The organism is Fibrobacter sp. UWB2 (assembly GCF_002210425.1).
Classification (GTDB): domain Bacteria; phylum Fibrobacterota; class Fibrobacteria; order Fibrobacterales; family Fibrobacteraceae; genus Fibrobacter; species Fibrobacter elongatus.
The window spans coordinates 264,693-288,617 of record NZ_MWQK01000004.1 but is presented as its reverse complement, the minus strand read 5'-3'; the positions used below and the strand labels follow the sequence as shown (position 1 = coordinate 288,617).

General features: G+C 50.2%; 20 protein-coding genes and 1 tRNA gene. 17 read left to right on the top strand and 4 right to left on the bottom strand.

Features of this window, described 5'->3' with window-relative positions; translation table 11 throughout:
- Positions 1 to 59: 59 nt before the first annotated feature.
- Entirely contained in the window at positions 60 to 836 is a 777-nt protein-coding gene (locus tag B7982_RS09420; protein ID WP_088660515.1) for an alpha/beta hydrolase, read from the bottom strand.
- 566 nt (positions 837 to 1,402) lie between these two features.
- Here B7982_RS09420 and B7982_RS09415 point away from each other — a divergent pair.
- The 8 genes from B7982_RS09415 (at position 1,403) to B7982_RS09380 (ending at position 10,345) form a co-directional block, all read left to right on the top strand.
- On the top strand, positions 1,403 to 2,272 hold the full coding sequence (locus tag B7982_RS09415) for a TIGR02147 family protein (RefSeq protein WP_088660514.1): 870 nt from the start codon (positions 1,403 to 1,405) through the stop codon (positions 2,270 to 2,272).
- Entirely contained in the window at positions 2,259 to 3,662 is a 1,404-nt protein-coding gene (locus B7982_RS09410) for a hypothetical protein (RefSeq protein ID WP_088660513.1), read from the top strand. Before B7982_RS09415 ends, B7982_RS09410 begins: the two co-directional genes overlap by 14 nt.
- Positions 3,663 to 3,719: 57 nt before the next feature.
- A tRNA-Gln gene (locus tag B7982_RS09405) sits at positions 3,720 to 3,790 on the top strand.
- Positions 3,791 to 3,854: 64 nt separating this feature from the next.
- Positions 3,855 to 4,616: an RNA methyltransferase gene (locus B7982_RS09400; RefSeq protein ID WP_073423271.1), complete on the top strand. Its 762-nt coding sequence runs from the start codon at positions 3,855 to 3,857 to the stop codon at positions 4,614 to 4,616.
- A gap of 53 nt (positions 4,617 to 4,669) precedes the next feature.
- Positions 4,670 to 4,993, top strand: coding sequence for a thioredoxin (gene trxA, locus B7982_RS09395; protein ID WP_088629436.1), 324 nt, complete (start codon positions 4,670 to 4,672; stop codon positions 4,991 to 4,993).
- Positions 4,994 to 5,086: 93 nt separating this feature from the next.
- Positions 5,087 to 5,878, top strand: a complete 792-nt coding sequence (gene hisF, locus B7982_RS09390) for an imidazole glycerol phosphate synthase subunit HisF (protein ID WP_014546916.1) — start codon at positions 5,087 to 5,089, stop codon at positions 5,876 to 5,878.
- A 1-nt stretch (position 5,879) separates the two neighbouring features.
- A complete protein-coding gene (locus B7982_RS09385; RefSeq protein ID WP_088660512.1) occupies positions 5,880 to 7,280 on the top strand; it encodes a TldD/PmbA family protein in 1,401 nt (466 codons plus the stop codon).
- A 497-nt stretch (positions 7,281 to 7,777) separates the two neighbouring features.
- The gene (locus B7982_RS09380) at positions 7,778 to 10,345 is read left to right on the top strand and encodes an ATP-dependent Clp protease ATP-binding subunit (RefSeq protein WP_073423260.1); all 2,568 of its coding nucleotides are present in this window, start codon (positions 7,778 to 7,780) and stop codon (positions 10,343 to 10,345) included.
- Between the two features lie 5 nt (positions 10,346 to 10,350).
- Here the strand turns inward: B7982_RS09380 and B7982_RS09375 are convergent, their stop codons facing one another.
- Entirely contained in the window at positions 10,351 to 11,049 is a 699-nt protein-coding gene (locus B7982_RS09375; RefSeq protein WP_144065948.1) for a hypothetical protein, read from the bottom strand.
- A 65-nt stretch (positions 11,050 to 11,114) separates the two neighbouring features.
- Here B7982_RS09375 and hisC point away from each other — a divergent pair, with 65 nt between their 5' ends.
- Positions 11,115 to 12,200 carry a histidinol-phosphate transaminase gene (hisC, locus tag B7982_RS09370; RefSeq protein WP_088660510.1) on the top strand — a complete coding sequence of 362 codons (1,086 nt, stop codon included), beginning with the start codon at positions 11,115 to 11,117 and terminating at the stop codon, positions 12,198 to 12,200.
- A 9-nt stretch (positions 12,201 to 12,209) separates the two neighbouring features.
- The gene (hisN, locus tag B7982_RS09365; RefSeq protein WP_088660509.1) at positions 12,210 to 13,046 is read left to right on the top strand and encodes a histidinol-phosphatase; all 837 of its coding nucleotides are present in this window, start codon (positions 12,210 to 12,212) and stop codon (positions 13,044 to 13,046) included.
- Between the two features lie 49 nt (positions 13,047 to 13,095).
- Here the strand turns inward: hisN and B7982_RS09360 are convergent, their stop codons facing one another.
- Positions 13,096 to 15,348, bottom strand: coding sequence for a DNA internalization-related competence protein ComEC/Rec2 (locus B7982_RS09360; RefSeq protein ID WP_233138471.1), 2,253 nt, complete (start codon positions 15,346 to 15,348; stop codon positions 13,096 to 13,098).
- 352 nt (positions 15,349 to 15,700) lie between these two features.
- On the opposite strand from B7982_RS09360, the gene B7982_RS09355 reads away from it, so the two are divergent.
- The 4 genes from B7982_RS09355 to B7982_RS09340 all read left to right on the top strand — a co-directional run bounded on the left by B7982_RS09355 (position 15,701) and on the right by B7982_RS09340 (position 20,056).
- On the top strand, positions 15,701 to 17,026 hold the full coding sequence (locus B7982_RS09355; protein WP_088660507.1) for a hypothetical protein: 1,326 nt from the start codon (positions 15,701 to 15,703) through the stop codon (positions 17,024 to 17,026).
- Between the two features lie 4 nt (positions 17,027 to 17,030).
- Positions 17,031 to 17,567, top strand: a complete 537-nt coding sequence (locus tag B7982_RS09350; protein WP_088660506.1) for a DUF4416 family protein — start codon at positions 17,031 to 17,033, stop codon at positions 17,565 to 17,567.
- Positions 17,568 to 17,729: 162 nt separating this feature from the next.
- Positions 17,730 to 18,926 (top strand): hypothetical protein, encoded by a 1,197-nt coding sequence (locus B7982_RS09345; RefSeq protein ID WP_088660505.1) that lies wholly within the window; start codon positions 17,730 to 17,732, stop codon positions 18,924 to 18,926.
- 8 nt (positions 18,927 to 18,934) lie between these two features.
- Positions 18,935 to 20,056 (top strand): hypothetical protein, encoded by a 1,122-nt coding sequence (locus B7982_RS09340; protein WP_088660504.1) that lies wholly within the window; start codon positions 18,935 to 18,937, stop codon positions 20,054 to 20,056.
- Positions 20,057 to 20,063: 7 nt separating this feature from the next.
- Here B7982_RS09340 and B7982_RS09335 read toward each other — a convergent pair whose 3' ends face one another.
- Entirely contained in the window at positions 20,064 to 20,960 is an 897-nt protein-coding gene (locus tag B7982_RS09335; RefSeq protein WP_088660503.1) for a tyrosine-type recombinase/integrase, read from the bottom strand.
- Between the two features lie 107 nt (positions 20,961 to 21,067).
- On the opposite strand from B7982_RS09335, the gene B7982_RS09330 reads away from it, so the two are divergent.
- The 3 genes from B7982_RS09330 to B7982_RS09320 are packed head-to-tail and all read left to right on the top strand — an operon-like array spanning position 21,068 to position 23,922.
- Positions 21,068 to 22,351, top strand: coding sequence for a hypothetical protein (locus tag B7982_RS09330; protein WP_144065947.1), 1,284 nt, complete (start codon positions 21,068 to 21,070; stop codon positions 22,349 to 22,351).
- Positions 22,352 to 22,362: 11 nt separating this feature from the next.
- The gene (locus tag B7982_RS09325; protein ID WP_088660501.1) at positions 22,363 to 23,004 is read left to right on the top strand and encodes an STAS domain-containing protein; all 642 of its coding nucleotides are present in this window, start codon (positions 22,363 to 22,365) and stop codon (positions 23,002 to 23,004) included.
- Between the two features lie 45 nt (positions 23,005 to 23,049).
- Positions 23,050 to 23,922, top strand: coding sequence for a M23 family metallopeptidase (locus B7982_RS09320; RefSeq protein ID WP_233138470.1), 873 nt, complete (start codon positions 23,050 to 23,052; stop codon positions 23,920 to 23,922).
- Positions 23,923 to 23,925 lie beyond the last annotated feature (3 nt).

Here is a 23,925-nt window from a genome sequence, read left to right as displayed (position 1 = left end):
TTGTATAAAAAATAATAATAAAAATGTAAAATGTTGCAACAAATGAAAAAAAATTTTCTTTATTTGAGGGTAATCACGTCAAAAATGGCTTCAGATAGGGATTTTGAGCCTCGCTTCGATAAATTAACGCCTTCGAAAGCTTGCTCAAAAGTGTGAGTTCTGTCACTGAATCGGGCCCTATCTGATAGGATTACTATGTTATTAGAGGTGAAAATGTCCTTTTTTTCGATCTTTACGTCTGCACGAACAAGGAATTTTGGGTAAAGGAGACGGTATTTGTCAGAAATGGCGTCGGCGATACTCCAGACAGGATCAATCAAAAGTATAATATTCTCCTTTTTGACCATTTTTGTCGCTAAAATGGCGCCTGTCCCGCGACCTGCAACGACTTTGGGGGCGTTGCCGTTTATCTGTGAAGCGCATTCGTAAATCATTTGGGCGTCGGATTCGAACGTCTCTTGAGACGGTGTTCCCTTGTTTTCGCCGCTACCGCGGTAGTTGAATGTGGCTGCTGCGTAGCCTGGGAGGCTGTCGAGTTCGGCGAGGAACTGGGCTGCGTCTTCATCGGCATCGGGGTAGTAGAGGATAACGTTATTCTGTTCGTTTCCGACAACGAAACCTTCGAGCTTTGTGCCGTCATCGAGAGTGCAGTTGATGGCTCTTGCCTTATCTGCAATGGCTTCGCGCGCTTCGTTGTGCGTGATGGCGCGGGGAAATGCGTTACGGCGTTCGGTTAAGGCAAGGTAAAATACCATGCTAATATATATAAGGAGAAGAATTCCCGCGTAACGTAAAATTCGGCTCAGTGTTCCCAGGGCGAGTTCTTTTATTTTCATAGCTGATAAGATAGTAATTAGTTGGCGGTATGCGTTTGGCTGTCATCCTGATGCTCGTCATCCTCGACTTTGTCATCCTGACGCTGAAAGCGGAAGGATCCGGTAAAGTCTAGTTCTTGAAAAATAACTGGATGCTTCGCTGCGCTCAGCATGACGAGCCGCCCCAAAACACAAATGTGTAAGCCGAGAGCCGCTGATTTATAACACAAAAACGCCTAAGGCGAGAGATGCGAAAGAGGATGGTGTGGGCAAAAAACACAAATGCGTAGGCCGAGAGTCGCGGCCATGCTTGCATGGACATGACCGAGGCCAGCATTTGGCGTTATACGGCCGTAGGCCTATAACGCAAAAGGACTTCCGGTGGAGTACAACCGGAAGTCCGAGGGATGGGATTGGGTGTTCCTTTAAATTAAGCAATTTTTTTTGAAAGCGTATCACCTAAAAAACAAAAAGTGTTCCCAAGGTGTTCTTTTTTGTCGATTTTAGAATGGAATAGGGCTTTTTTACGGGTTGTTTTCAAAAATAGGTGTTCCCAAAAATCTCAAAAAAAATTAGATTTCCTTTTGATGAACGTTTATGCCTACTACAATTATCGAAAGTACCTCCAGGACTACTACGAGTACCGTAAGTCCGTGCAGAGGTATTTCTCGTACCGGTCTTTTGCAAAGAAGGCTGGGTATTCCTCGTCCGGTCTTTACTTGGATTTAATTCGCGGCCGCAAGTCGCTCACCCAACAGATGATCCCGAAGTTTATAGAAGCTCTCGGGCTCAACGAAAGGGAAGGCCGCTACTTCACCTTGATGGTGGACTTCACGCATGCAACGACGGCGTCTTCGAAGCAGCAGATCTTCGACCAGATGTCCGCGCTCTTGCCGCGTACTATCAAGAACTTGACCAAGAACCAGCAGGAATACTACAGCAAGTGGTATTACGTCGTGGCGCGCGAAGCTCTTGCCGTCTTGAAGATTAACGACAAGAACATTCAGGAACTCGCGCTCTTCTTGAATCCGAAAATTTCACTCCCGCAGGCAAAGCAGACTATCCAGCTCCTTCTCAGTTTGGGACTTATAGAGCTCGGCGAAGATGGATTCTACCATTCCGTAAACAAGGCAATTACGAATGGCAGTGAAATCGCCCCGCTTTTCGTTCATCAGTTCCAAAAGCAGATGATTGATTTGGGTAAAGATGCGCTAGATCACTACAGTACGGAACGCAGAAATGTATCTTGTATGACGATGAGTGTGTCGGCGCAGGGCTTGGAACGTATCATTAGCAAAATTGACTTGTTCCGCAAGGAAATCGTGGATATTGTTCGTTCGGACGAAGGCGAATCCATGGTTTGCGAATTGAACATCCAATTCTTCCCGCTGAGTAAGGAAAAGATGAATCTTCCACCAGAGACGGAAGTCGAGGAGGATGAACATGAAGTTTGCTAAATCGTATTTAGGACTGCTTATGGCAGTTTGCGCTTGCATGTTCGCTTGCACAAGCGAAAACGGCGGTGTTGCCGGGACTGTTACGGATACGGGTAACACGATCGCGCTTGGCGGTGTTGTGACTCGCACTGATGGTTCGGCCGCTGTTGCAGCCTTGGTTCGCGTTGCTCGTGAACCGGGTGTGGGCGATACTCTTACGGAATCTGAATATATCGAAACTGTGACGGACTCGCAGGGTGTGTTCTCGTTTGATTCCGTGTTTGCAGATACATTCCAGCTTGCTGTTGTCGATGCCGAGTACAAGGAAATCTCGTACCAGCCGCGTGCGACAAAGAATGCAGGCGTTCTGGATAGCATCAAGCTAGAGAAGGCCGCTGTGTTCAGCAGTGTGCTTTATTACGAAGATATGGTCGAACCTTCGATGGCGGTTGGCTCTCACTTTAAGGTCTACATGCCGGGTACGCCGTTCTCGCAGAGCGTGTTTGCTGGGGATTCGTTCTCGATGCTTATCCCTGCAGGTGAATGGTGGCTTGGGTTCTGCCCGGGCGATCCGCAGATTGTGGCTCGACTTGCTGATTCCGGTGTTGCCGATACGTTAATTTATCGTACATGGAGCATGGATGGTGAAGTAAAGTCTGGCGATACGATTTCTAAGGGACCGTTTATCTGGAGCCCGACGATGGAAGTCGATTCGTTAATCAAGCTTGAAGAAAAGAAGAGGGCTAAGCCGTATTTGTCCGGCGTTGTGAATTGCCATGACAGCGCTTGTGCCAATGTCCAGGTCCAAATGATTACGGACTTGTATGGCTTCGACTTTGTCGAGGGAGATTCCATCGGTTTTGTCATGCAGACTGTAACGGATGATTCTGGACGCTGGGTGTTGCCGGCTCCGGAAAAGGTCCCGTATGATAGTCTTCGTGTGGAATACCGCTTGCTTGGCGAAGATGGCGCTGTGGCCTTGGCTGGTGTCAGCCGCTATGTGCATGCTTCAGAAATCAAGGGCTTGAAGGATACGCTCAATATCGGTGATACTTCGCTTGTGAAGCCGTCTGTGCTGGTGAGTGGCGTGCTCTTGGCTATTGATGACACGGATTCGACAAAGACTTCGAATTGCATGTCCATGGTGAATAGCGTGGTTGTAGGCCTGAAGGGCACGAGCCATTTTGTGAGAGAAGTGACTTGCAATATGTTGCGTATCGCAGATCTCCCGGCAGGTGGCCATGACATCGTTCTTTACTCTGGCGACCCGAAGGTGGTGAAGACTCTTCAGGAAGCGGATGTCGCATTTGATGACTACGTTAGAATTACGCATGTGCAGTTGCCCAAAAACGACACGCTTGACCAGCAGTGGATGACTTTTGAGCCGCCTACTTTAGAAACTTCGAAATAATTTTTCAATTACCCCTTGCAAAGTTGAAAATTATTTTCTAAAATTGGTGCGCACTGATGAGCTATGGTGTAACGGTAGCACAACAGATTCTGACTCTGTTTGTCTAGGTTCGAATCCTGGTAGCTCAACTAAAAACTCTTTGCTCTTACTCCTGAGCAGAGAGTTTTTTATTTTTAAGGTCATTAAACTATTATGGAATTTTTCGACTACTTTGAAGAGGTTTATGGTGAGCGTTGGCCCACGTTGCTGGAATCGCTGAAAGGCGAAGGCTGTGCAACGAAGCTACAGTTTGACGATGCCTTGGAACCGTACTTTTTGGACGAAGCTTCGGTGTTTGCGGCTAAGGCTCTTGCGGTAGAACCGGGAATGGATGTGCTTGACATGTGCGCAGCTCCGGGAGGCAAGTCCCTTGTGATTGCATCGATGCTCAAGGGCGAAGGCTCGCTCCAGTGCAATGACCGTTCGCCGGACAGGCGTCTCCGCTTGCAGCATGTGCTCGAAAATTCCTTGCCGGAGTCCTGGCGCTCGATTATCAACGTCACGGGCTACGATGGCGTGAAGTTCGGCATGCACAAGAAGGAATGCTACGACCGCATCTTGCTTGATGCGCCGTGCTCTTCGGATCGGCATGTGCTGAATTCGCCTTCGCATCTAGAAGTTTGGTCGGTGAAGCGCGTGAAGCGCTTGTCGGTGGAACAGGGCTCGCTCCTTGCTTCGGCGGTGGATGCGCTTAGACCGGGTGGCGAACTGATTTACGGGACTTGTGCGCTTTCGCCTCTTGAAAACGACGCCGTGGTCGCTAAAATCTTGAAGAAACGCAAGATGATGGAATTTGTTCGAATTGAGGACTTGCCGGAGGGTGCGGACCGCACGGAACTTGGCGTTCACATTTTGCCGGACAAGGCTCATGGCTGTGGCCCCATCTATTGTGCTAAGATGAGGAAAATGGTGTAAGTGGCAACCACCAATAATTACTATATTTTTTGTCGGTAAATAGGAGAATTATCATGGCAGCTTTGAATCTTACTGCAGAATCTTTTGACAAGGTTATTTCTTCGGGTCAGCTTGTGCTCGTTGATTTTTGGGCAACCTGGTGCCGTCCGTGCATGATGATGGGCCCGGTGGTCGAAGAACTTTCCAACGAATTCGACGGTCGCGCAATCGTTGCAAAGATCAACGTCGATGACGAAGGTGTTTCGGACATTTGCGCTCGTTTTGGCATCACGAATATCCCGAACATGAAGTTGTTCAAAAATGGTGTCGAAGTGGGTAACGTTGTCGGTGCCGTGCCGAAGAACACGCTCAAGAACGCCATCGAAAAGAATCTCTAATCGCTAGGAAAAACGCGTTTAAAAAGAGCTTGGGCGGAAGTGTGCCAAGCTCTTTTTTGTTGACGGCTTTTGCCAGTTTTCTACATTTGGAATATGCTCACGAAACGTTTAATTGTCTGCTTGGATGTCCGTAACCGCAAGGTCACGAAGGGTGTGAAGTTTAAAGGTAATATCGACATTGGCGATCCCGTAGAAATGGGCGCACGTTACAGTGATGAAGGTGTCGATGAACTTGTTTTTTACGATATCACGGCAAGTGCCGAGAACCGTCCGTGTGACATGGAAATGATCCGTCAGATTGCAAAGCGCGTGTTTATCCCGTTTGCAGTGGGTGGCGGTATCCGCAACTTGGACGACATGCACGAAGCGCTCCTCGCAGGGGCCGAAAAGGTGAGCGTGAACAGCCTTGCTGTGTTGCATCCGGAAATCATTGCCGAAGGCGCGAAGGCGTTTGGACGCCAGTGCATCGTGCTTGGTATGGATGCTAAGTTCGTGGGCGTTTCGGACAAAATTCCGAGCGGTTACGAAGTGTTTATCCGCGGTGGTCGCCAGGCGATGGGCATCGACGCTTTGCAGTGGGCAAAGCGCGCCGAGGAACTCGGCGTTGGCGAAATCTGCTTGAACTCCATTGACACTGATGGCGTTAAGAACGGTTACGAACTCACGATTACCGACATGATTGCAAAGGCTGTGCAAGTGCCTGTGATTGCAAGTGGCGGTGCTGGAACTCCGGCGCACATCGTAGACTTGTTCCGCAAGACGAGTGCCGATGCGGCACTGGTCGCGTCGATGGTGCATTTTGGCGATTATACGGTCCCTGGAATCAAGGGCGAAATGCTTGCTGCCGGCATCCCGGTGCGCAAGAAGATGAACGGCGAGGTGTAGGATGAATCCGGAAGTTGCCGTCAAGATTTTTGAAGCCGGCAAAAGTGCCGGGGCTGACTTTGTTGAAATTTTTGAAGAAGAGACTCGCAGTTCAAGCCTCGGCTTGAAGGACCGCCAGATTGAAACGGCGACCGCGGGTACCGAGTACGGTATCGGCGTTCGCCTTTTGTACGGGACGGAAGTCCTGTACGGGTTCACGAGCGACGACAGAGAAGAAGCTCTCGTGAAGCTTGTGAAGACGCTTGCGTTTGGGCGCATTGCCGCCGCAGCGGGGGCGGAAGGCTCGGCTGCAAGGCCGTTTGAATTTGCTCCTGAAAAGCGCATTTGTGATTTTAACACGGCCGCTTACAAGGATCCGCGCGTGCTCGGTCAGGCCATAAAGCAGGACTTCTTGTTCCGTGCAGATAAGGCGGCCCGTGCGCTCTCGCCGAAGATTGCTCAGGTGGGCGCCAGCGTAACCGACAGCTGCACTTCGATTTCTCTTTTAAATAGCGAAGGACTGCATCTGGAAATGACGCGTGGCCGTTTGCGTGTAAACGTGAACGTGACAGCAACTGATGGCACGGAACGCTTGACGACGCACGAAGCTCCGGGCGCACTTGGCGGTTATGAACTTTTAGCAAATTATTCTCCAGAAGCTTTGGCAACGGAATGTGGCGAGCGCGTGCTGCGCATGCTCGATGCCGGTTACATCACAGGCGGCCAGATGCCGGTCGTGATGGGCAATGGCTTTGGCGGCGTGATTTTCCACGAAGCTTGCGGTCATCCGCTGGAGACGGAATCTATCCGTCGCAATGCAAGTCCGTTCTGCGGAATGCTTGGTGAAGCGATTGGCCAGCCCTGCCTTACGGCCATTGACGATGGCACGATGGATGGCGTGTGGGGTAGCCTCAAGTACGATGACGAAGGAACGCCGACGCAGCGCACGACGCTTATCGAAAACGGTATTTTGAAAACGTACATGAGCGACCGTGTGGGCGCCATGGAAGTGGGTGTTGCTCGCACCGGAAGTGCCCGCCGTGAAAGCTACAAGTATGCACCTGTAAGCCGTATGCGCAATACGTTTATCGCTCCGGGCAAGGATACTCTTGATTCCATGATTGCAAGCGTGGATAACGGACTTTATGCTGCCCGCATGGCTGGCGGTTCTGTGAACCCGGCTACGGGTGAATTCAACTTTGCCGTCGATGAAGGTTACGTCATTCGTAATGGCAAGATTTGTGAGCCGGTCCGTGGAGCAACGCTTATCGGTAAAGGCCACGAAATCATGCCGCGCATTAGCATGGTCGGTACAGACTTTGAACAGGCCGCAGGCGTTTGCGGAGCCTCTTCGGGACACGTGCCAGTAACCGTTGGGCAGCCGTCTATTAAAGTCGATCAAATTCTCGTTGGTGGACGGTAGTCGCGCTCTTTTCCAATGAAAATGGAAAACTCCCATGAAAATGGAAAAGCCCTCGCAAGAGGGCTTTGGAGTATTATGGGTTGTCAATACAAGTAAAGTACAAAACCATTTCGAATAAAACAAGAAAAGCATGTAAAAAAGAAACAACGGCATCTCGTGAGAGGTGCCGTTGTTTTGGTGTATGGGATGTTTGGTTTTGTATCCATAAAATAGTTTAAATTGGAGTATTGGTGGTGCTTTTTAGAACTTTTCCGATGTAAAGGTTTACAACACTTACAACAGGCAACAACACTTACAACGCCTATAAAATCTGTTTCAAAAAAATCCTCTGAATCGTTGCTTTTGAAACGTTGGCGTGTTATTTTTTGAATAGGGTGGGGACTTGGAACGGCTTGAATTGCCGTTTTTTCGCTGAAAATCGCGATTTTGGGGAGCTAGGGGCGTTTTGGCACGCCGTTTGCATAGGGTAAGGCGTAAAAAAAGAAAGAAGGTCTATTATGTCAGATTTTACTAACGATGCAGAAAAGGTCTTGGCCAAGGCGCAAAGCTTGCGCGACCGCTGTTCGCACTCTTATTTGGGTGCGGCTCATTTGGCCGTTGGTCTTGTTGAAGGCCCTGATGCAACCCTGAAGAAACTTTATAAGTCCAAGGGCGTCAAGACGAATGAACTACGAGGCCGTTTGGAGCCGTTTGTCCAGAAAATCCCGCGCATGGAAGGCGTGAACCCGGATGTGGAACCGGATAGCGACTTGAACCGCATCTTGCGTGCCGCTGTGCAGGCTGCTCGTCAAGTCAGCCGTATGGTGACGCCGGGCGATTTGCTCGTGGCCTTGATGAAGTTCTCGGGTGACCGTGGACTTGCCAAGGTTTTTGAAGATGCGCTCGGTTCGACCGAAGTGGTGGAAACTTGGCTTTCGGACCCGTTTGCGGGTGCCGCGAATGCCGAGGAACAGTCTCCGCTGAAACTCTACGGTCGTGAACTCGTGGAAATGGCGGCAGACGGAAAGCTCTCTCCGGTGATTGGCCGTGAAGAAGAAATCCGCCGTGTGATTTTGATTTTGAGCCGTAAGACAAAGAACAACCCTTGCTTGGTCGGTGAACCGGGTGTGGGTAAGACGGCTATTGTCGAAGGCCTTGCCGAACGTATTTACCGCGGTGACGTGCCTGATGCGTTGAAGGGCAAGAAGGTCTTTGCGCTTGATTTGTCTGCCTTGATGGCAGGCGCTAAGTACCGTGGCGATTTTGAAGAACGTCTCAAATCTGTGATTGATGCGATTGAAGAAGATGGCAACACGCTTATGTTCATTGACGAACTCCACAACATTGTGGGGGCCGGTAAGACCGAAGGCTCGATGGACTTGGGCAATATGCTAAAGCCGAAGCTTGCTCGTGGCGAACTCCATTGCATTGGTGCGACGACGACTCAGGAATACCGCAAATACATTGAAAAGGATTCCGCTTTGGAACGTCGTTTCCAGCCGGTGCAGGTTTCGGAACCGAGTGAAGACGAAGCAATTTCCATCTTGCGTGGCATTAAGGATGGCTTTGATGCGCACCATGGCGTGCGTCTGCACGATAACGCGCTCGTCGCTGCTGTGAAACTTTCGAACCGTTACATCAGTGATAGGTTCCTCCCGGATAAGGCGATTGACTTGATTGACGAGGCGGCAAGCCTTGTGAAAACGCAGATGGACACGGTCCCAGAAGCGCTCGATACCTTACAGCGTAAGGAACTCCAGATGAAAATCGAAGAGCAGGCGCTTTCGAAGGAAACGGATGAAGCGAGCGTCAAGCGCTTGAAAGAACTCCGTGAAGACCTTGCTGTGACCGATGCTGCCGTCAAGCAGATGCAGGAACGCTGGCAAGATCGCCGTGCCGCATTTGCCGAAGTTCAGGACTTGAAGAAATCCTTGAAGGCGGCAAAGGACGAGATGGAACAGGCTGAAGCTCGTTACGACTTGAACCGCGCTGCCGAACTCAAGTACAACAAGATTGTGAACATCGAAAAGGAATTGGCCCAGAAGACCGAAGCGCTCCGCAAGAGTGCCGAAGAAGGCGGCTTGAGCGAAGAAGTCACCGAAGAGACGATTGCGCTTGTGGTGAGCCGTTGGACGGGCATTCCGGTGACAAAGCTCTGCGAAGGCGAAAAGGCAAAGTTGTTGCACTTGGACGAACGTCTGCATGCCCGTGTGATTGGCCAGGACGAAGCTGTTGAAGCCGTGTCCGAAGCGATTTTGCGTAACCGTAGCGGCCTCTCTCGTGAAAATGCGCCGATTGGAAGCTTCCTCTTCTTGGGCCCGACGGGCGTGGGTAAGACGGAACTTGCAAAGGCTTTGGCTGTGGAACTTTTCGATAGCGAAAACGCACTTGTCCGTATCGACATGAGCGAATACATGGAAAAGCATAGCGTTAGCCGTTTGATCGGTGCTCCTCCGGGATACGTGGGCTACGAAGAAGGCGGCCAGCTGACCGAAGCTGTACGTACGCATCCGTACTGCGTGATTTTGCTCGATGAAATCGAGAAGGCGCATCCGGACGTGTTCAATACACTGTTGCAGGTGCTCGATGACGGTCGTTTGACGGACGGCAAGGGCCGTACGGTGAACTTCAAGAACACCTTGATTTTGATGACCTCGAACTTGGGTGCCGAGAAGTTCCGCTTGAGTGCGGCTAACGCCAAGAACGGTGAACCGCCGCAGGTTGCGCTTGCGGATGTCGAAGCCGACTTGCATGCGTTCTTCCGCCCGGAATTCTTGAACCGCTTGGACGAAGTGCTTGTGTTCCAGAGCCTCTCGAAGAAGCAGATTCGCGAAATCGTGAAACTCAAATTTGCGGATTTGGCGAACCGCGCTGCCCGTCAGGACTTGGTGCTTACGCTTTCGGATGCGGCACTTGATGCGATTGCGGAAGGTGCTTACCAGCCAGAATTCGGTGCTCGCCCGATCCAGCGTTACATCGAACGCAACATTGAACGTCCGTTGAGCCACGCAATACTTTCGGGCACTGTGAGTGCAGCAAAGCCCGCTGTCGTGGACTACAAGGACGGAATGTTTGTAGTGAAGTAATTAGACTACAATGCTGTCATAACGTAAAGAGCAATGGTCTTTCGATCATTGTTCTTTTCTTGCATAACGCCGACGTCGAAGTCTACACGAACGTGCGTCCCGCCGAATGTAAGTTCCATTTTAGGAATAATGTCGACCATGAAATCGTCTTTGAGATTACCGATACTTGCAGATGAAGTGACTTCAAGGAACATGCGGAGAACTTGTCCGAAAACGATTGTCGGAATCATGGATGCCGAGAACTTTGCGTAGCCGTCTTTGCCGGTTGCTCCATCAAGGAAGCCGGCGCGAAGTTCATAGTAGTTGGCAAAGCACTTGGCGATAAACTGCTGTGTGCCGATGGTGAAAGCCAAGGCGCTTTGGCTTGTTTCGCTCAAGTCGAGATAGCCGTCAAAAGCGATATAGGAACTGGGTTTGTAGCGGTAACGAACGCCAAGATCAAGCGCTGTCCTTGTTTCTTCTAATTTATTGTAAGTGTTGATGTCGAGCTTTGCACCAACGTCAAAGTTTTTGTTGAGGCGTGTCGTGAAGTTGATGGGGAAAAGGACATCGGAATTGAACGGCGAGCGGATGCCAAGACCGATTCCCATCTTGGGTGACGGGCGACTTTCGGGGCCGAAGTTGTAGCGCATGTCCCAGAAATGGTCCAATGCAAAAGAACTTGTTGCTAAAATGGTGATTAGTAGGCAAAGAATGCGTTTCATGTCCATCAAAGTTAGATAAATCGCCCGGTAAAAGCTAAATTTACACGCGTAAAATGGAGGTATTTGTGGTAGAACCGCGTCCAGAACTTTCTAAACTTTCCGATTACGTCCCAGGCAAGTCCATCGACGAAATTCGTGAACGTTATGGTCTTAAGAATGTTGTAAAGCTTGCGTCTAACGAAAACCCGTTGGGTGCTTCCCCGAAGGCGGTGGAAGCGTTCCACGAAATTGCAAATTCGTTGCACTTGTACCCGCGCGGCGATGCTCCGAAGCTCATTGATGCGATTGCAAAGATGTATGGCGTTTCGACCAACCAGATTGTGATTGGTAACGGTTCCGATGAAATCATCGACATGGTGGGCAAGGCCTTTATCCGCCAGGGCGACAATTGCGTGGGCATTACGCCGACATTCTCCGTGTACAAGTTTACGACGCTTTCGAACGGTGCCGATTTTATTGGCGTTGGCGAAGGCGATGAAAAGGCTTCGCTGGATAAGCTCGCTGCTGCTGTTAACGAAAAGACTCGCGTGGCTTTCATTTGCAACCCGAACAACCCGACCGGTCACTATTACACCGAAGCCGAAATTCGCAGTTTCCTTGCAAAAGTGCCATCGAATGTTCTCGTGTTCTTGGATGAAGCTTATGCTGAATTTGCAACGGCTGCCGATTATCCGAAGATGGCTCCGCTGCTTTCGGAATACCCGAACTTGTTCCTCAACCGTACTTTCAGTAAGATTTACGGCTTAGCTGGGCTCCGCGTGGGTTATGCGATGGCAAGTGTTGAAGTTGTCCGCGCCATGTGGAAAATCAAGCCGCCGTTTGACGTGAACCAGGCTGCTCAGGTGGCTGCCGTGGCAGCTCTTTCTGATACGGCTCACGTTGAAACGACTCGCAAGAACAACGCTGTTGGCTTTGAATACTTGAACCGCGAACTTAGTGCGCTTGGCTTCAAGGTGCTTCCGACGCAGGCAAACTTTATCTGCGTGCATATTGGTGAACGCGCCAAGGAACTCGTTTCGTTCTTGGAACAGAACGGCATGATTGTTCGTGGTCTTACGAGCTTTGGTATGCCGGAACACATCCGCATCACGGTTGGTAAGCCCGAAGAAAACGAACTCCTCGTTTCGCTTGTCAAGAAGTGGGTCGGCTAGGAGCTTGTTATGGAAAATCGCGAAATTGCAAAGGCAGGTGTCGCTCCCGAGAATCTGGAACTCTTGAAGATTGCGCTTAAGACGGCTGAACTTGCCGAAGAGAACATCCTCAAGTTTTATCAGAACGATGTTGGCGTCGAATGGAAGGCCGATAAGACTCCCGTGACGATTGCCGACAAGGGAACGGAAGAACTCGCCCGTAAATTCTGGGCGAAGGAAACTCCCGGCTTTGGCGTCATTGGCGAAGAATTCGGCATTGAAAGTCCGGATGCGGAATACCAGTGGGTGATTGACCCGATTGACGGCACTAAGTCGTTTATCCATGGTGTGCCTTTGTTCGGAACGCTGATTGGCCTTTACCACAAGAACGTTCCGATTGCAAGCGTGATTCGTTTACCTGCAATGAAGAGCGCTGTGTGGGCGGTGAATGGCGGTGGCGCATTCTTGGACGGCCGTGAAGTTCGTGCTTCGAAGGTGTCGCAGTTGAGCGATGCGCTTGTGCTTTCGGGAACGGTCAATACGATGGAAGACAAGGGCTTTGGTGAAGGCTTTACGAAGCTCCGTCGCAGCGCCCGCTTGCATCGTGGCTGGGGTGACTGCTACGGTTATTACCTCGTGGCTGCTGGCCGTGCCGAAATCATGGTGGATCCGGTTGTTTCGCTGTGGGATATTGCTCCGTTCCCGCTTTTGATGAAGGAAGCGGGTGGCAAGTTCAGTACCATTGACGGTAAGACCGAGCTCTTCGACGTAAACGGCAAGCCGACGGCTCCGATTTACGAAGGCTTCACGAGCATTGCGACGAACGGGCTCTTGCACGATACTGCACTTGATTGCTTGAAGAAGTAGGCAATCACGAGAGGAAGGTGCCCGCTCGGAGGCGGGCATGACAAACTGTTTACCACATTGTTGTATAGCTGATGGAATCAGGGACGAACGTGAACGTTATCGTCCCTTTTTTTGCGGTGTTGATGTAGGGAATGTTAAGCGAGTCGAGGCGGTCGGTCACCTGCTTGTGCGGGTGGCGGAACTTGTTCTTGCGACCGCTCGGGATAATGGCGTACGTGGGGGAGACTGCGTTCAAGAACGGTACGCTACTGGATGTCTTGGAACCGTGATGCCCGAGCTTCAACACATCGCTTTTCAGATAGGCGTCTGTCTTCATGATTTCTTTTTCGCCTTTGACGGTGAGGTCTCCGGTAAGCACAACTGAATGTCCGAGCCCCTTGAGCCTAAGTGTGATGCTCCCTTCGTTGGCTTCAACGCAGACATCGTTTCGTGGGTGGATTGTTCGCATTTCGAAGTAGTTCTCTTTCCATAGAATGCCGCGATGGATGTTGCGGATGGGAATGCTCCTTTTGCGGGCTTCGCTGAGGACTTGTTGCCAGTCGGGTTTGCTTTCTTTCATAGAACAATCGCTTGTCCAAAGTTCCTTGACGGGGAACATTTTCAATAGCGAAAGCGCTCCGCCGAAATGGTCCTTGTCGGGGTGCGTGATGATGAGCGCATCGAGTTTGCTCACACCAATGTGGTGCAAAAATGGTACGATGATGTCTTTGCCGGAATCTTGACGGCTGTTGTCGCCTGCGTCCACGAGAAAATATCTGCCGGATGGCGCCTTGATGAGGTGGCTGTCGCCTTGCCCGACATCGATGGTCGTGAGCGTCCACGATGGGTGCAGAACTTCGCAGTAGCTTTCAAATGCAAATAATGCGGCGGCGACTAAAACGCATAAAAATGCATACTTGCGGGCGATGTAATTCTTGTAGCAAATCGGCAAAAGTAAAATCAAGATTCCGAGCGCAAGCAGTACCGCTGGCGAGAATGGCCCGACGGTCATCGAGGCGGCCGCAGAATCCGAAAGAATTCGCGTCAATAGCGATGCTAATCGCAAAAAGAATCTCGCGGCAGCACAGAACGTTCCGCAGATAAAGTCAATGGGCGAGAGCTGTGCGAAAAGCCCCGCCTGCATGCCGAGCGAAATGGCAGGCACGATGATGATGTTTCCGAACCATGCGAACGGCGAAAGCGTCTTGAAATGATGAATCAGGAACGGCGCTGTGGCGAGTGTGGCGCAGAGTGTAACGTAAGTCGGATCGATGGCGAATGCTTGAATCTTTTGCCAAAGCTTATTTTGCTTGAAACTGTCGGGCAAAAACTTTGTCGGGTTGTGTGGCGTGCCGATGATAATCCCTGCGGTCGCGGCAAAAGAAAGTTGGAATCCCGGATTCCAGATGACGCCAGGCTCTGGCAAGATGATAAGGAGTAAAGCGACGCCTAAGCTGTTAAGTGTATTCGCGGGTTTCCCGAATAAAGTGCCAATTTGCGGGATGGCGAACATCATGACCGCACGGCGAACTGCTGGCGAGCCTCCCGTGACGGGAACGTAAATTGCAAGGAGTGTGACGGCAATGATGGTTACCGCTTTATGCGGAAGTCCGGTCGCTTTCAAGAAAATCATGAGCATTCCTGCGAGCAAAACCACGTGAAATCCGCTGATTGCAAGCACGTGCACAAGCCCCGACCGCTGAAAATCGCTACGCAGCACTTCCGGAATCCCCGAGCGGTCCCCTGCCAAAAGCCCCATCAAGAGTCCCGTTTCGGCGGGGTCGAGGTACTTTGCGAATCTCGCCTGCATAAATTGCCGGAACTTAAAAAAGCTCCGTTCGAAAGTCCAATCACCGGGGTATGCTTCCCAATGCTTGAATTTGCCATAAGCGGCCAAATTTTGCGATTTTAGCCAGTTTTGCGTGTCAAAAGCGCCGGGAACGCTCGGTGGCGTCACGGGGTACCATGAAGCCTCAAAACAGATGGAATCCCCGGGCAAAGGGAGGTCCGGCAAGTTGCGTTTTTCGGTCAGGCGCACTTTATACGCCCCGCGCGCATTCTCGTGCGCACTCTCGCGAGCTGTTTCCTCTGCTTTTCCTATAGCAGCATCCTCGGCATAACTTGTAACGTTGATGATAAACGCCGTCCCTTTGGGACGTGGGAGCCTTGATTCGACTTTCCCGCAGCTAGAATTGCCCTCATAAGACCGCTCGGCTCTTATGCATGTCGGGGACTCCTTCTTCGCCTCGCTCTCGCACTCACGCTCGGTTAATACCGGGCGTTCGATGCTCACGGCATCGCTTTTGCCGACTATTTCGCTCACAAATTGCTCGTTCGATGGTTCCAAAATCCCCGGAAACCCCTCATGGGCGATAATTCCTGCCGCTAAAGACACTAAAATCACCCATTGGATGTGCCGCCTGAAGAAATGCGTGAGTAAAAATAGCGTTCCTAGCATAAAAATGGCCATTTGGGGCTCATCTAGGGCTATAATTGTTGATGCTACGGCCAATGCGCTTACAAGGGCTGGCTTGCCATCAAGTGGGGCTAAAAGGTCCTTAAATGCGATAAATATTTTTTCTTTGATATTTTTTTTCATTTTCGTAATTCTTTTGTATTTTAAGTGGGTGTCTATTTTTATACACGCGATTTAGGAGTGTTTGGACTTGGGTTTTATGAAAAATTTTTGTAAAAAAGTGTGGTTCCTGGGGCTTTTGTGCGTCTTGTGCGGGTGTTTTTTTACGTCGTGCTCAGAAACGGTCAGTGCTGACGATGAAAGAATTCTTCCGCCCGATACGAGTCGTTCGATTGACTACAGGCTTTACCCCAACGATATGGCAAAAAACGATTCTGCGGCGGCAAATTTGGCCCGTGGAATTGCTCTTTATTTGCATCCGGGGGCATCATACACGCTTTCTTTTGATATAGATCCTTCGCAACCGATTCCTGAATTACAACTTTTCCGTACGTATAATATCAAGGGCGTGGAAGGTCGCCTGGGCTTTACCAAAGTGCGCTCCTTGTTGCCAACAGTTGTCGGAAACCGCTATGTCTACTCCTTTATTTGTGGAGAGAATAAAATGTCGGTTTGGTTTACATCGCTTGGCGTCAATGGGGAATATTATAAGGGTACTGTAAATAACATAAGTTTAACTGGAATTGGGACTAATAGTGACCATTTCTCGATAAACTTGATTGTTGTGGGCGCTATGGAAAATACGCTTGACGGCATGAATACCAATGAATTGGCAAATTACATGCTAAAGCTTTTCCGTGAGAAATATTATGGTGTGACCATCGATACGTTGTATGTGCGCTATGCCCATAACCATCCGACTTTAGGCTCTTTATATCCGGCGAATCAGCCTTGGGTTGCCGGTATGAGTTCGGAAGATGTGTTTGTGAGCGACCTCGCTGACTGGCCCGAAAAAGAGCTTCAGAGTTCATTGAATATTATGCTTGTCCATAGCATTGGCGCCAATGACATCATGGGATTTTCTCATTTGTTTGCGGGCGTACTTGGCTCGGGTCGGGAAAACTCGGTCGTTATAGGTACGCATGTCCGTAAATCGCCAAGTGAGTATGAACTTCTCTCTTCGAACAGTATCGCCTTGACCGCTATACATGAGACTGGCCATGCCTTTGGACTTCGGCATACTTCGACGACTAGGCGCGATTTGAATCTCAGCAATTTGAGTGGCTTTGTCCCTTCGGATATTTCTGGGGATTTGTCGAATATCGAAGATGGGCTGACGGATACGCCGTTCTGTGAATACATCTTAAATAGCGGTCTTTACAAGCAGGCGGCGGAAGATGCTATTGACTCTCGTGGAGCTTGTGCGAGAGAGGGCGTGGCATCTAGAGTGAAGGCCAGTATTTATACCTGCCCGGATTTGGATAACATCATGTTCCCGGTGACGGTCGACGGCTATGAAAATGCTACTTTTACAGCACAGCAGATGGAACTAATCCGATCGACGTTGATGATTATCCCGCATTAAAAAAATGAAAGCTTCTCAATTTTCTGAAAATGCGCAACTGATAGCATTTGTGTTGCAAAAGGGCTCTGAATGGGACCCGAACGTTATTGAACTATTGGAAAAGACATGGGGTCCGATACGCCATAAAGGGCGTCTCTTTGCGTTTGACAAGACGGATTACTACAAGCCCGAGATGGGTGATGACCTGTATCGTGGAGTAGTCTCCTTTGAAAAGGAAATCCCGCCGGAGACGATTGCCGAAGAAAAGGAACGCAGCAATGCGCTGGAACTCACAACCGCATCGGCTGAGGCTCCTGAACTGCGCCATGTGAATATCGACATTGGTTATATGGACATGGACAAGGTGGTTCTCCCGAGCTACAAACGTGGTCCGTTCAAGCTCTATGCGGGCAAGGGTGTGTGGCTCGACATGCTATTGACGTATGCGAAGGGCGTTTTCCACCCGACGGCTTGGGCTTTTGACGATTTCGTGCGGAACCCCTACCAGCACGATTTGCAGTTGATCCGCGAAAAATTCAAGAAAGCGCGAAAGGGTGGTTAGTTGTTAGTCGTTGGTCATTGGTAAATGGTCATTAGTTATTAGCTAATAACTAGTAACTTGTAATTCCTAATTCCGACTTCCTAACTCCGAACTAATGAGTCAAAACCCATCTCTCAGCTCCCTGTTCTAACTTCTAAGTTCTAATTCTTGTTATATTACAAGATGATGAATAAGAAGTCTTTACTCCTTGGTCTTTCGACCTTTGCACTTTTGGCGTGCTATAGCCCCGAGCCGTTCGAGGCTGAATCTCTGGATGATGATTCCAAAAAACAAACCAGTTCCGAAATGGGAACGATTTACTCCATTAACGGAAGTGAGCAAATTTGCAACCCGTCGATTTCTCAGGATACGGTTAAATTCCCGGCCTCGATGCTGTGGCTCAACTTTAGCAAGATTAAAGTCAATAGCCATGATGACGGATTTTCTGTGACTGATGTGAAACAGCACGACCGTTTGACGATTTCGGATACCGCAAATAATGTGAAGTGGTACTTGATGATCGATAAGGACAAGGGCGAATGCCAGTTCCAGGACCCGGAATGGAGTACCCATCCGAATTTCGTCGTTGCGTTGCGTGGCGTTGGTATCGAAGGAAACGGAACCTGTGGTGACGTTCTGGATTACGGCATTTTTGCGGCCCGTACGTCGGATAAGAAAAAGTTCTGGTTCTATGACAAGGGCATTATTGAACAGGCGACTCCGCATGTTTGGGTAGACCCTGCGGCAAAGGTTGAAGAAGACGCCGATGAATCGACCGTTGAAGGCTTTTTTGGTACGAAGAATGTGCGCTTGACTTATGCCGATGGTTCGGATGGTGACCCGCAAAATATCGTATTTATCGACTATGCCAATGGCGGAAAGTCGAAGGCGATTAAGCTTAAAAAGCCTGCAGATCGCAGTAACTGGAAGATAGAAAGCCCGATGATTTCGCCGGATGGAAATTTTGTCGTGTATAACGTGATGACAAAATCGGAAGATACTTGGGAAGCCTATATCCAGGAACTTTCTAAGGATGCGGAAGCTGTCAAAATTCCCCGTACGAAGGACATGAAGTCGGATCCGGCTCAGCCGCACTGGTTTGAATCGGATGGCCGCCTTTTTGTGGTTTGGACGGAATTTACACAGGCCACATACTACAATAAGATTCATTTAGATAATTCTGCCGCTCAGGACGGTTCTGCCGGACGTACGGTCATGCGTGAAGTTCGCTTGAAGGCGGGCGCTACGGGCAATCAGTTGGTAGAATGGGTTGACGACAATGTTGAACTTGCACCGGTCCCGATGATTGGTGGACGTTCTCCCGATGGCAAGTTCCTGTCGACGGGGTATAAGTACGCTTATTTGCTTAAGCTTCCGTGAGGTGCTGTATGAAGAAGAATTTTTTGATTAAGGGGTGTTCTCTTGTCGCACTCGCTGCGGTTGCTTTTTACGCAGGCTTTAATTCCCCTGTGACACCTGCGACTCCGTGGGAATCCATTGGTGGTTGCGGTGCAGGCGGTTCCGGTGGCGGTTCTGGCGATGGCATCAAGTGGATTGGCCAGGGCGTTTCGGGCGGTTATCTCGAAGCGGAAGTTTTTACAAAGTATAATGTGGGGCAGAATTTTTCTGCTTTTACGGTGAATCCGCATTTCTCAATCAAGCCGACATGGGATACTAAGGTGGGCGTGACGATTCCGTTCATGAGTCATCAGGGCGAAGTGCAGTATCGCAGTAACCAGACTCCGACGGACCGCACTACAGGCGGCCTTGGCGATATCTCGTTCGATTTCTCGAAGACGATTGGCAGTGGCGGTGCGGCTTCGCTTTCGGCATCGCTTACGATTCCGACGGGACAGTACGATGTCAAGCGTGGCAAGGATGGTGGTAAGGAAATCTTGCCGAGCAGTTTCCAGAAGGGGAGTGGCCTTTACTCGTTTACGCTTGGATGGGATTACAGCCGCGATACGGACAAGGGCATTTGGCTTTACAGCTTGAGCTATACGCACCCGTTTGCGATGCACTTGTTCTCGGGCGAGAATGAGTTCAACGACAGCTATTGGAAGGACATCAAGAAACATGGTGACCGTTTCAATTACCGCTTTAAGCCGTATGGCGAAAATGACCTTGGCGCATTCACTCCGCCGTCTATTGGCGGTTCTGTCGCTTATGGCTATCGTGGTCGTTCGGGCATTGTGCAGTCCTTTGGCGTGAATTTCTCGATTCCGCTTGGCGTAGCCTGGATTTCTTCTGAATCTGAAGGTACTTACGACCCGAGACCGGACCCGGATCACCAGGCTTGGTCGTTGGCTCTTGTGTACGGCTTGGAATTCTCGAACCCGGACTTCCCGGTGTTCCTTGCGTTCTCGCTCCCGATTCATGACAAGGCGGGTGGCGCAAATGCTCAGAATGAATACAGCGAAAAGCCGATGAAGAAGTGGAACGCTCCGGACTGGAGCGATATCGGTCAGCAGTGGACCATCGCCGTTGGCGTGAAGGGAAGCTTCTTCTAGTAGTGTGCTAAGCGCGCGGGTGCGTTTTCTTGAAGGCCTGCTTGAGGCGTTCGGCATTCACGTGCGTGTAGATTTGCGTGGTGGAAATGTTCGAATGTCCGAGCATTTCCTTGACACTCATGATTTCGGCACCGTTCTCTAGCAGGTGCGTGGCAAAGCTGTGGCGCAGCACGTGCGGGCTCGCTTTCCCTTCCCAGCCGATATCTCGCAACAAGTTGTGAATGTCGTTCCGGAGAGTGCGGATGTCATAGGGCTTTCCGTTTTCGCTCAAGAACACGTAGCTTGTAATTGTTGGCGTGTGCCCTGCTTCAATTTCAACGGCCCTGAATTTTTCGAGCCAAGATATTAGCGTGTCTGTAATCGGGACGATGCGTTCCTTGTTGCCCTTACCAATCACTCGGACTAGTCTTTCTTTTGTCTGTAATTGATTCCAGCAGAGACTCTGGCATTCCGAAATTCGAAGTCCCGAACCGTAAATGAGTTCGAGCAAAAGACGTGCGCGGACTTGCGGGAGCGTCGGATTCTCGGGCAATTCAGGGAATTTCTCTTCGGCGAGGTCCTTTTGACCGAGGAATGCGACGAGGCGCTTGGGGCGCTTGGGCATGGGGACCGCTTCGGCGGGATTCTTTTGCAAAATCTTGGAACGGACGAGGTACTTGCCAAAACTTTTCAGAGCGGCGAGGTGCTCGCAGATGCTTGTAGGCGCAAGTTTTTGCTTGATTTTCAAATCCCACACGAAGGCCTTGACGTTCATTTCGGAAAATGCTTCGAGTGGTGCATTCCCGTCGAGCGTGGCGAGGTATTTTTCGAGCGATTTTCGGTACGTAATGACCGTTCTTTCGGAATACCTGCGCTGGGTTTGCAAGTATATCAGGAAATTTTGGATGTATTCGTCTAAAAGCATTTTTTTAAAGTGTTTTCAAAAAGAAAAATATCTATTTTAGTTGTCACCAAATGTCTTTTTTGAAAAAATTTATATCTCTCAGGACTTGTTTCCTTGCCTGTGCGCTTGTGTCGACTTCTTTTGCGGCCGACCGCGTTGTGGGTGCGAATGCTACTCTTGATATTGAACCGGGTGCGCGTTCTGCGGCCTTGGGTTCTGCAACTTTGGCGGTCGAAGGTGATTATCTTGGGCTAGGCACCAATGCATACCAGCTTTCTCAGGCCAAATACATGTGGGCTTCGTTCTCGCATACGGCTTATTACGAAGATACCAAGTACGATTATGCATCGATGGTGATTCCGCTCCCGGGTCATCAGGGCTTAGGCGTTTCGTTCTCCAGGTTTGGTGCAGACGACATCCCGTACATCCGTGAAGGCGACCCGCTGCCGGAAGGTACGGATTACAACACGCTTTCGATTGCAGACTGGGTTTTCTCTGTCGCTTGGGGACGCCGCATTATAGACCGCTTGGACTTGGGCCTTGCGTTCCATGTGTTGTATCGTGATATGGACCAGAGTGGCTGGGGTTTCCGTGGCGATGCTAGCGCTCGTTACCAGATCAAGGACGATTTTTATGTATCCGGTCTCTTGAAGGGCTGGACCTCGTCGGCCACCTCCTGGGAATCGGGCGAGTTTGAATATTCTTCACCGGAATTTTATTTGGCCTTGAGCTATGGCTTGCCTGTGAACTACCTGTACGGCAAGTTCAATTTCTATTGGCAGAGTGCAGGGCTTTTCCATCGTGAAGCTAGAGATTTGGATTTTGAAACCGATACTAACGGCAAACGCATTTGGGAAAATCCTCTGGACTGGCTGTCTGGCGGTCATGGCGGTGTGGAATTTGCATTTGACTTTGGCCTCAAGTTGCGCGTTGGTTTAAGCAGCTTTACCACGTTCAAGAGCGTGACGGCGGGTGCCGGTCTTACGATTGCAAACTTCCTTGAAGTGGATTACGCCTTTGAATCTCATCCGGTGTTCTCGCCGGTGCATCGCGTGAGCGTGAACTTTAGCCCGTATCTCTTTGGACACAAGCCGAAGGAATCTGGGCACACGAACAAGACTGCAACTACAAAGAAGTTGGTGACTGAGGAACCGGAAGATTTGCCGGTCGAAGATTTTGTAGAAGAAAGCATACAGGAAACGCCTGTGCCGGCCGCACCTACGGTGAATGAGGTCCCGGAAAGCTCGCCAGTGCCTTCGGCTCCTGCCGCACCGGTAACGCCGACGACTCAAACGGCGCCTGCTACTGCGGCTCCGGCAGAAGATGCTAAGCCTGTGGTGCCTGCTGCTCCTGCTGTAGCTCCTACACAACCGACTCCGATTGTTGAAACTGATGATGAAATTTTGGAATAGGGGATTCTAAGATGGCTGATTCAAAAAGTGTGGGTTTATTCCTTTTGCTTCCGGCGCCGCTCAATCCGATTGGTGCTTTTGATGCCGAAACGTTTAAGGCTAGTTTCCGCGATGTTCTTGCAGCTAATGCTGATGCCAAGTTTATCGGCGTGGACTTGACGGGCATTGATTTTGTTTACAGCGATGCGTACAATGCCTTTATGCAGTTCCATCAGGAACTTTCTAAGCGCAACGGAACGTTTGCAGTTCTTGCCGACCGCGAATCGCTGGCGAGGAGCTTGAGAAAGGTCGGGCTCGAGCGCTTTATCCGCATTTTCGTGAGCGCTGACGAAATGGCATCATTCCTGCCGGTTGAACAGCAGGCGAGCGCCCTCGAACAGGCCGAAAAGTCTGTTGCCGAAGAACCGGCTAAACCGGCTGAAGTCGAGAAACCTGCAGAAGCTGCTTCACAGGAAACGCCTGCCGTGCAAGAAGTTCCTGCCACGCAAGAGTCTCCGACTGCTCCTGTTACTCCGGCTGCTCCTGTCGTGGAGCCGAAAATCCTGGACAAGAATCCGCTTGTGGACGAGACTCCGTCTTCGAAGGGTTCCCTTGTCGCTGTGATTGTACTTTTGCTGATTGTAATTGCTGTTGTCTCTTATTTAATCCTGTAACCGATGGCTGTAGAGTTTTCTGAGTATCAAGGAAAAAGAAGAAGAATGCGGGAAAGCCGAAAATTCCCGCTGATAAGGATTATCATAGTCTTTACCTTGATTGTCGTCGCCTATACGAATGGCTGGTTCCACAAGCTTGTGGATATGCTTCCGCTTCCTGGGAACGAAGAACCTGCTCCTCCGGCTGTCGAAGACTGGATTGCGGGCTGTACGTCGTATGACGGTACGCCGTTTGAGCTCAAGAATGATTATGCGCAGTGTTCTTGGATTGTGACAGATTCCCTGATGCTTCCGAATACGTTCTTGCGCTATGTGAAAAATTTGGCAAGCGATGGCGCCAAGATTCACTGGGTGGCATCCAAGAAAGATTTTGGGGATGCGCTTTTGGTTGTGCTTGAAGATTCTACACGGAATGTCTTTTTGCACATGATGCGTGAGGATTCTTCGAAGGTCTGGATTTCGAGCAAGACGGGCTGCCTTTTCCCGGGGCCGTGTCCGCACGTGCCGCTTGGATGGTCTGCCCTTGCGATTGTAGACAACTTTGACTTCGAAGGCTTGGAACAGTTGCTCTCGGCTGATTTATTCAAGGGACTTGGCGAAGCTCCGATTTACCCTGTGCTTCCGGGCGTTGTGCTTGAAGCGGGGAAGGATTCGCTTGGCATGTTCGTAGAACTCAATCACGGAAACGGAATTACCTCGCGCATGTTTGGCATTGGGTCGTGGAAGATGGCTCCTGTTGTCGGCAAGACGCTTGATTTTAAGGATGCGGTGGGGCGCCTCTCTCCGCAGGACAGTTCTTCGTTCTTTTTGACCGTTCGCCAGAATGGCTTGTTCGTTCGTTGGAAAGATTTCTACAAGGCGACGCATCCGGTGGACTCTGCGCAAATTGCAATTTTTAAAAAGAATCTGCCATTTTGAGTA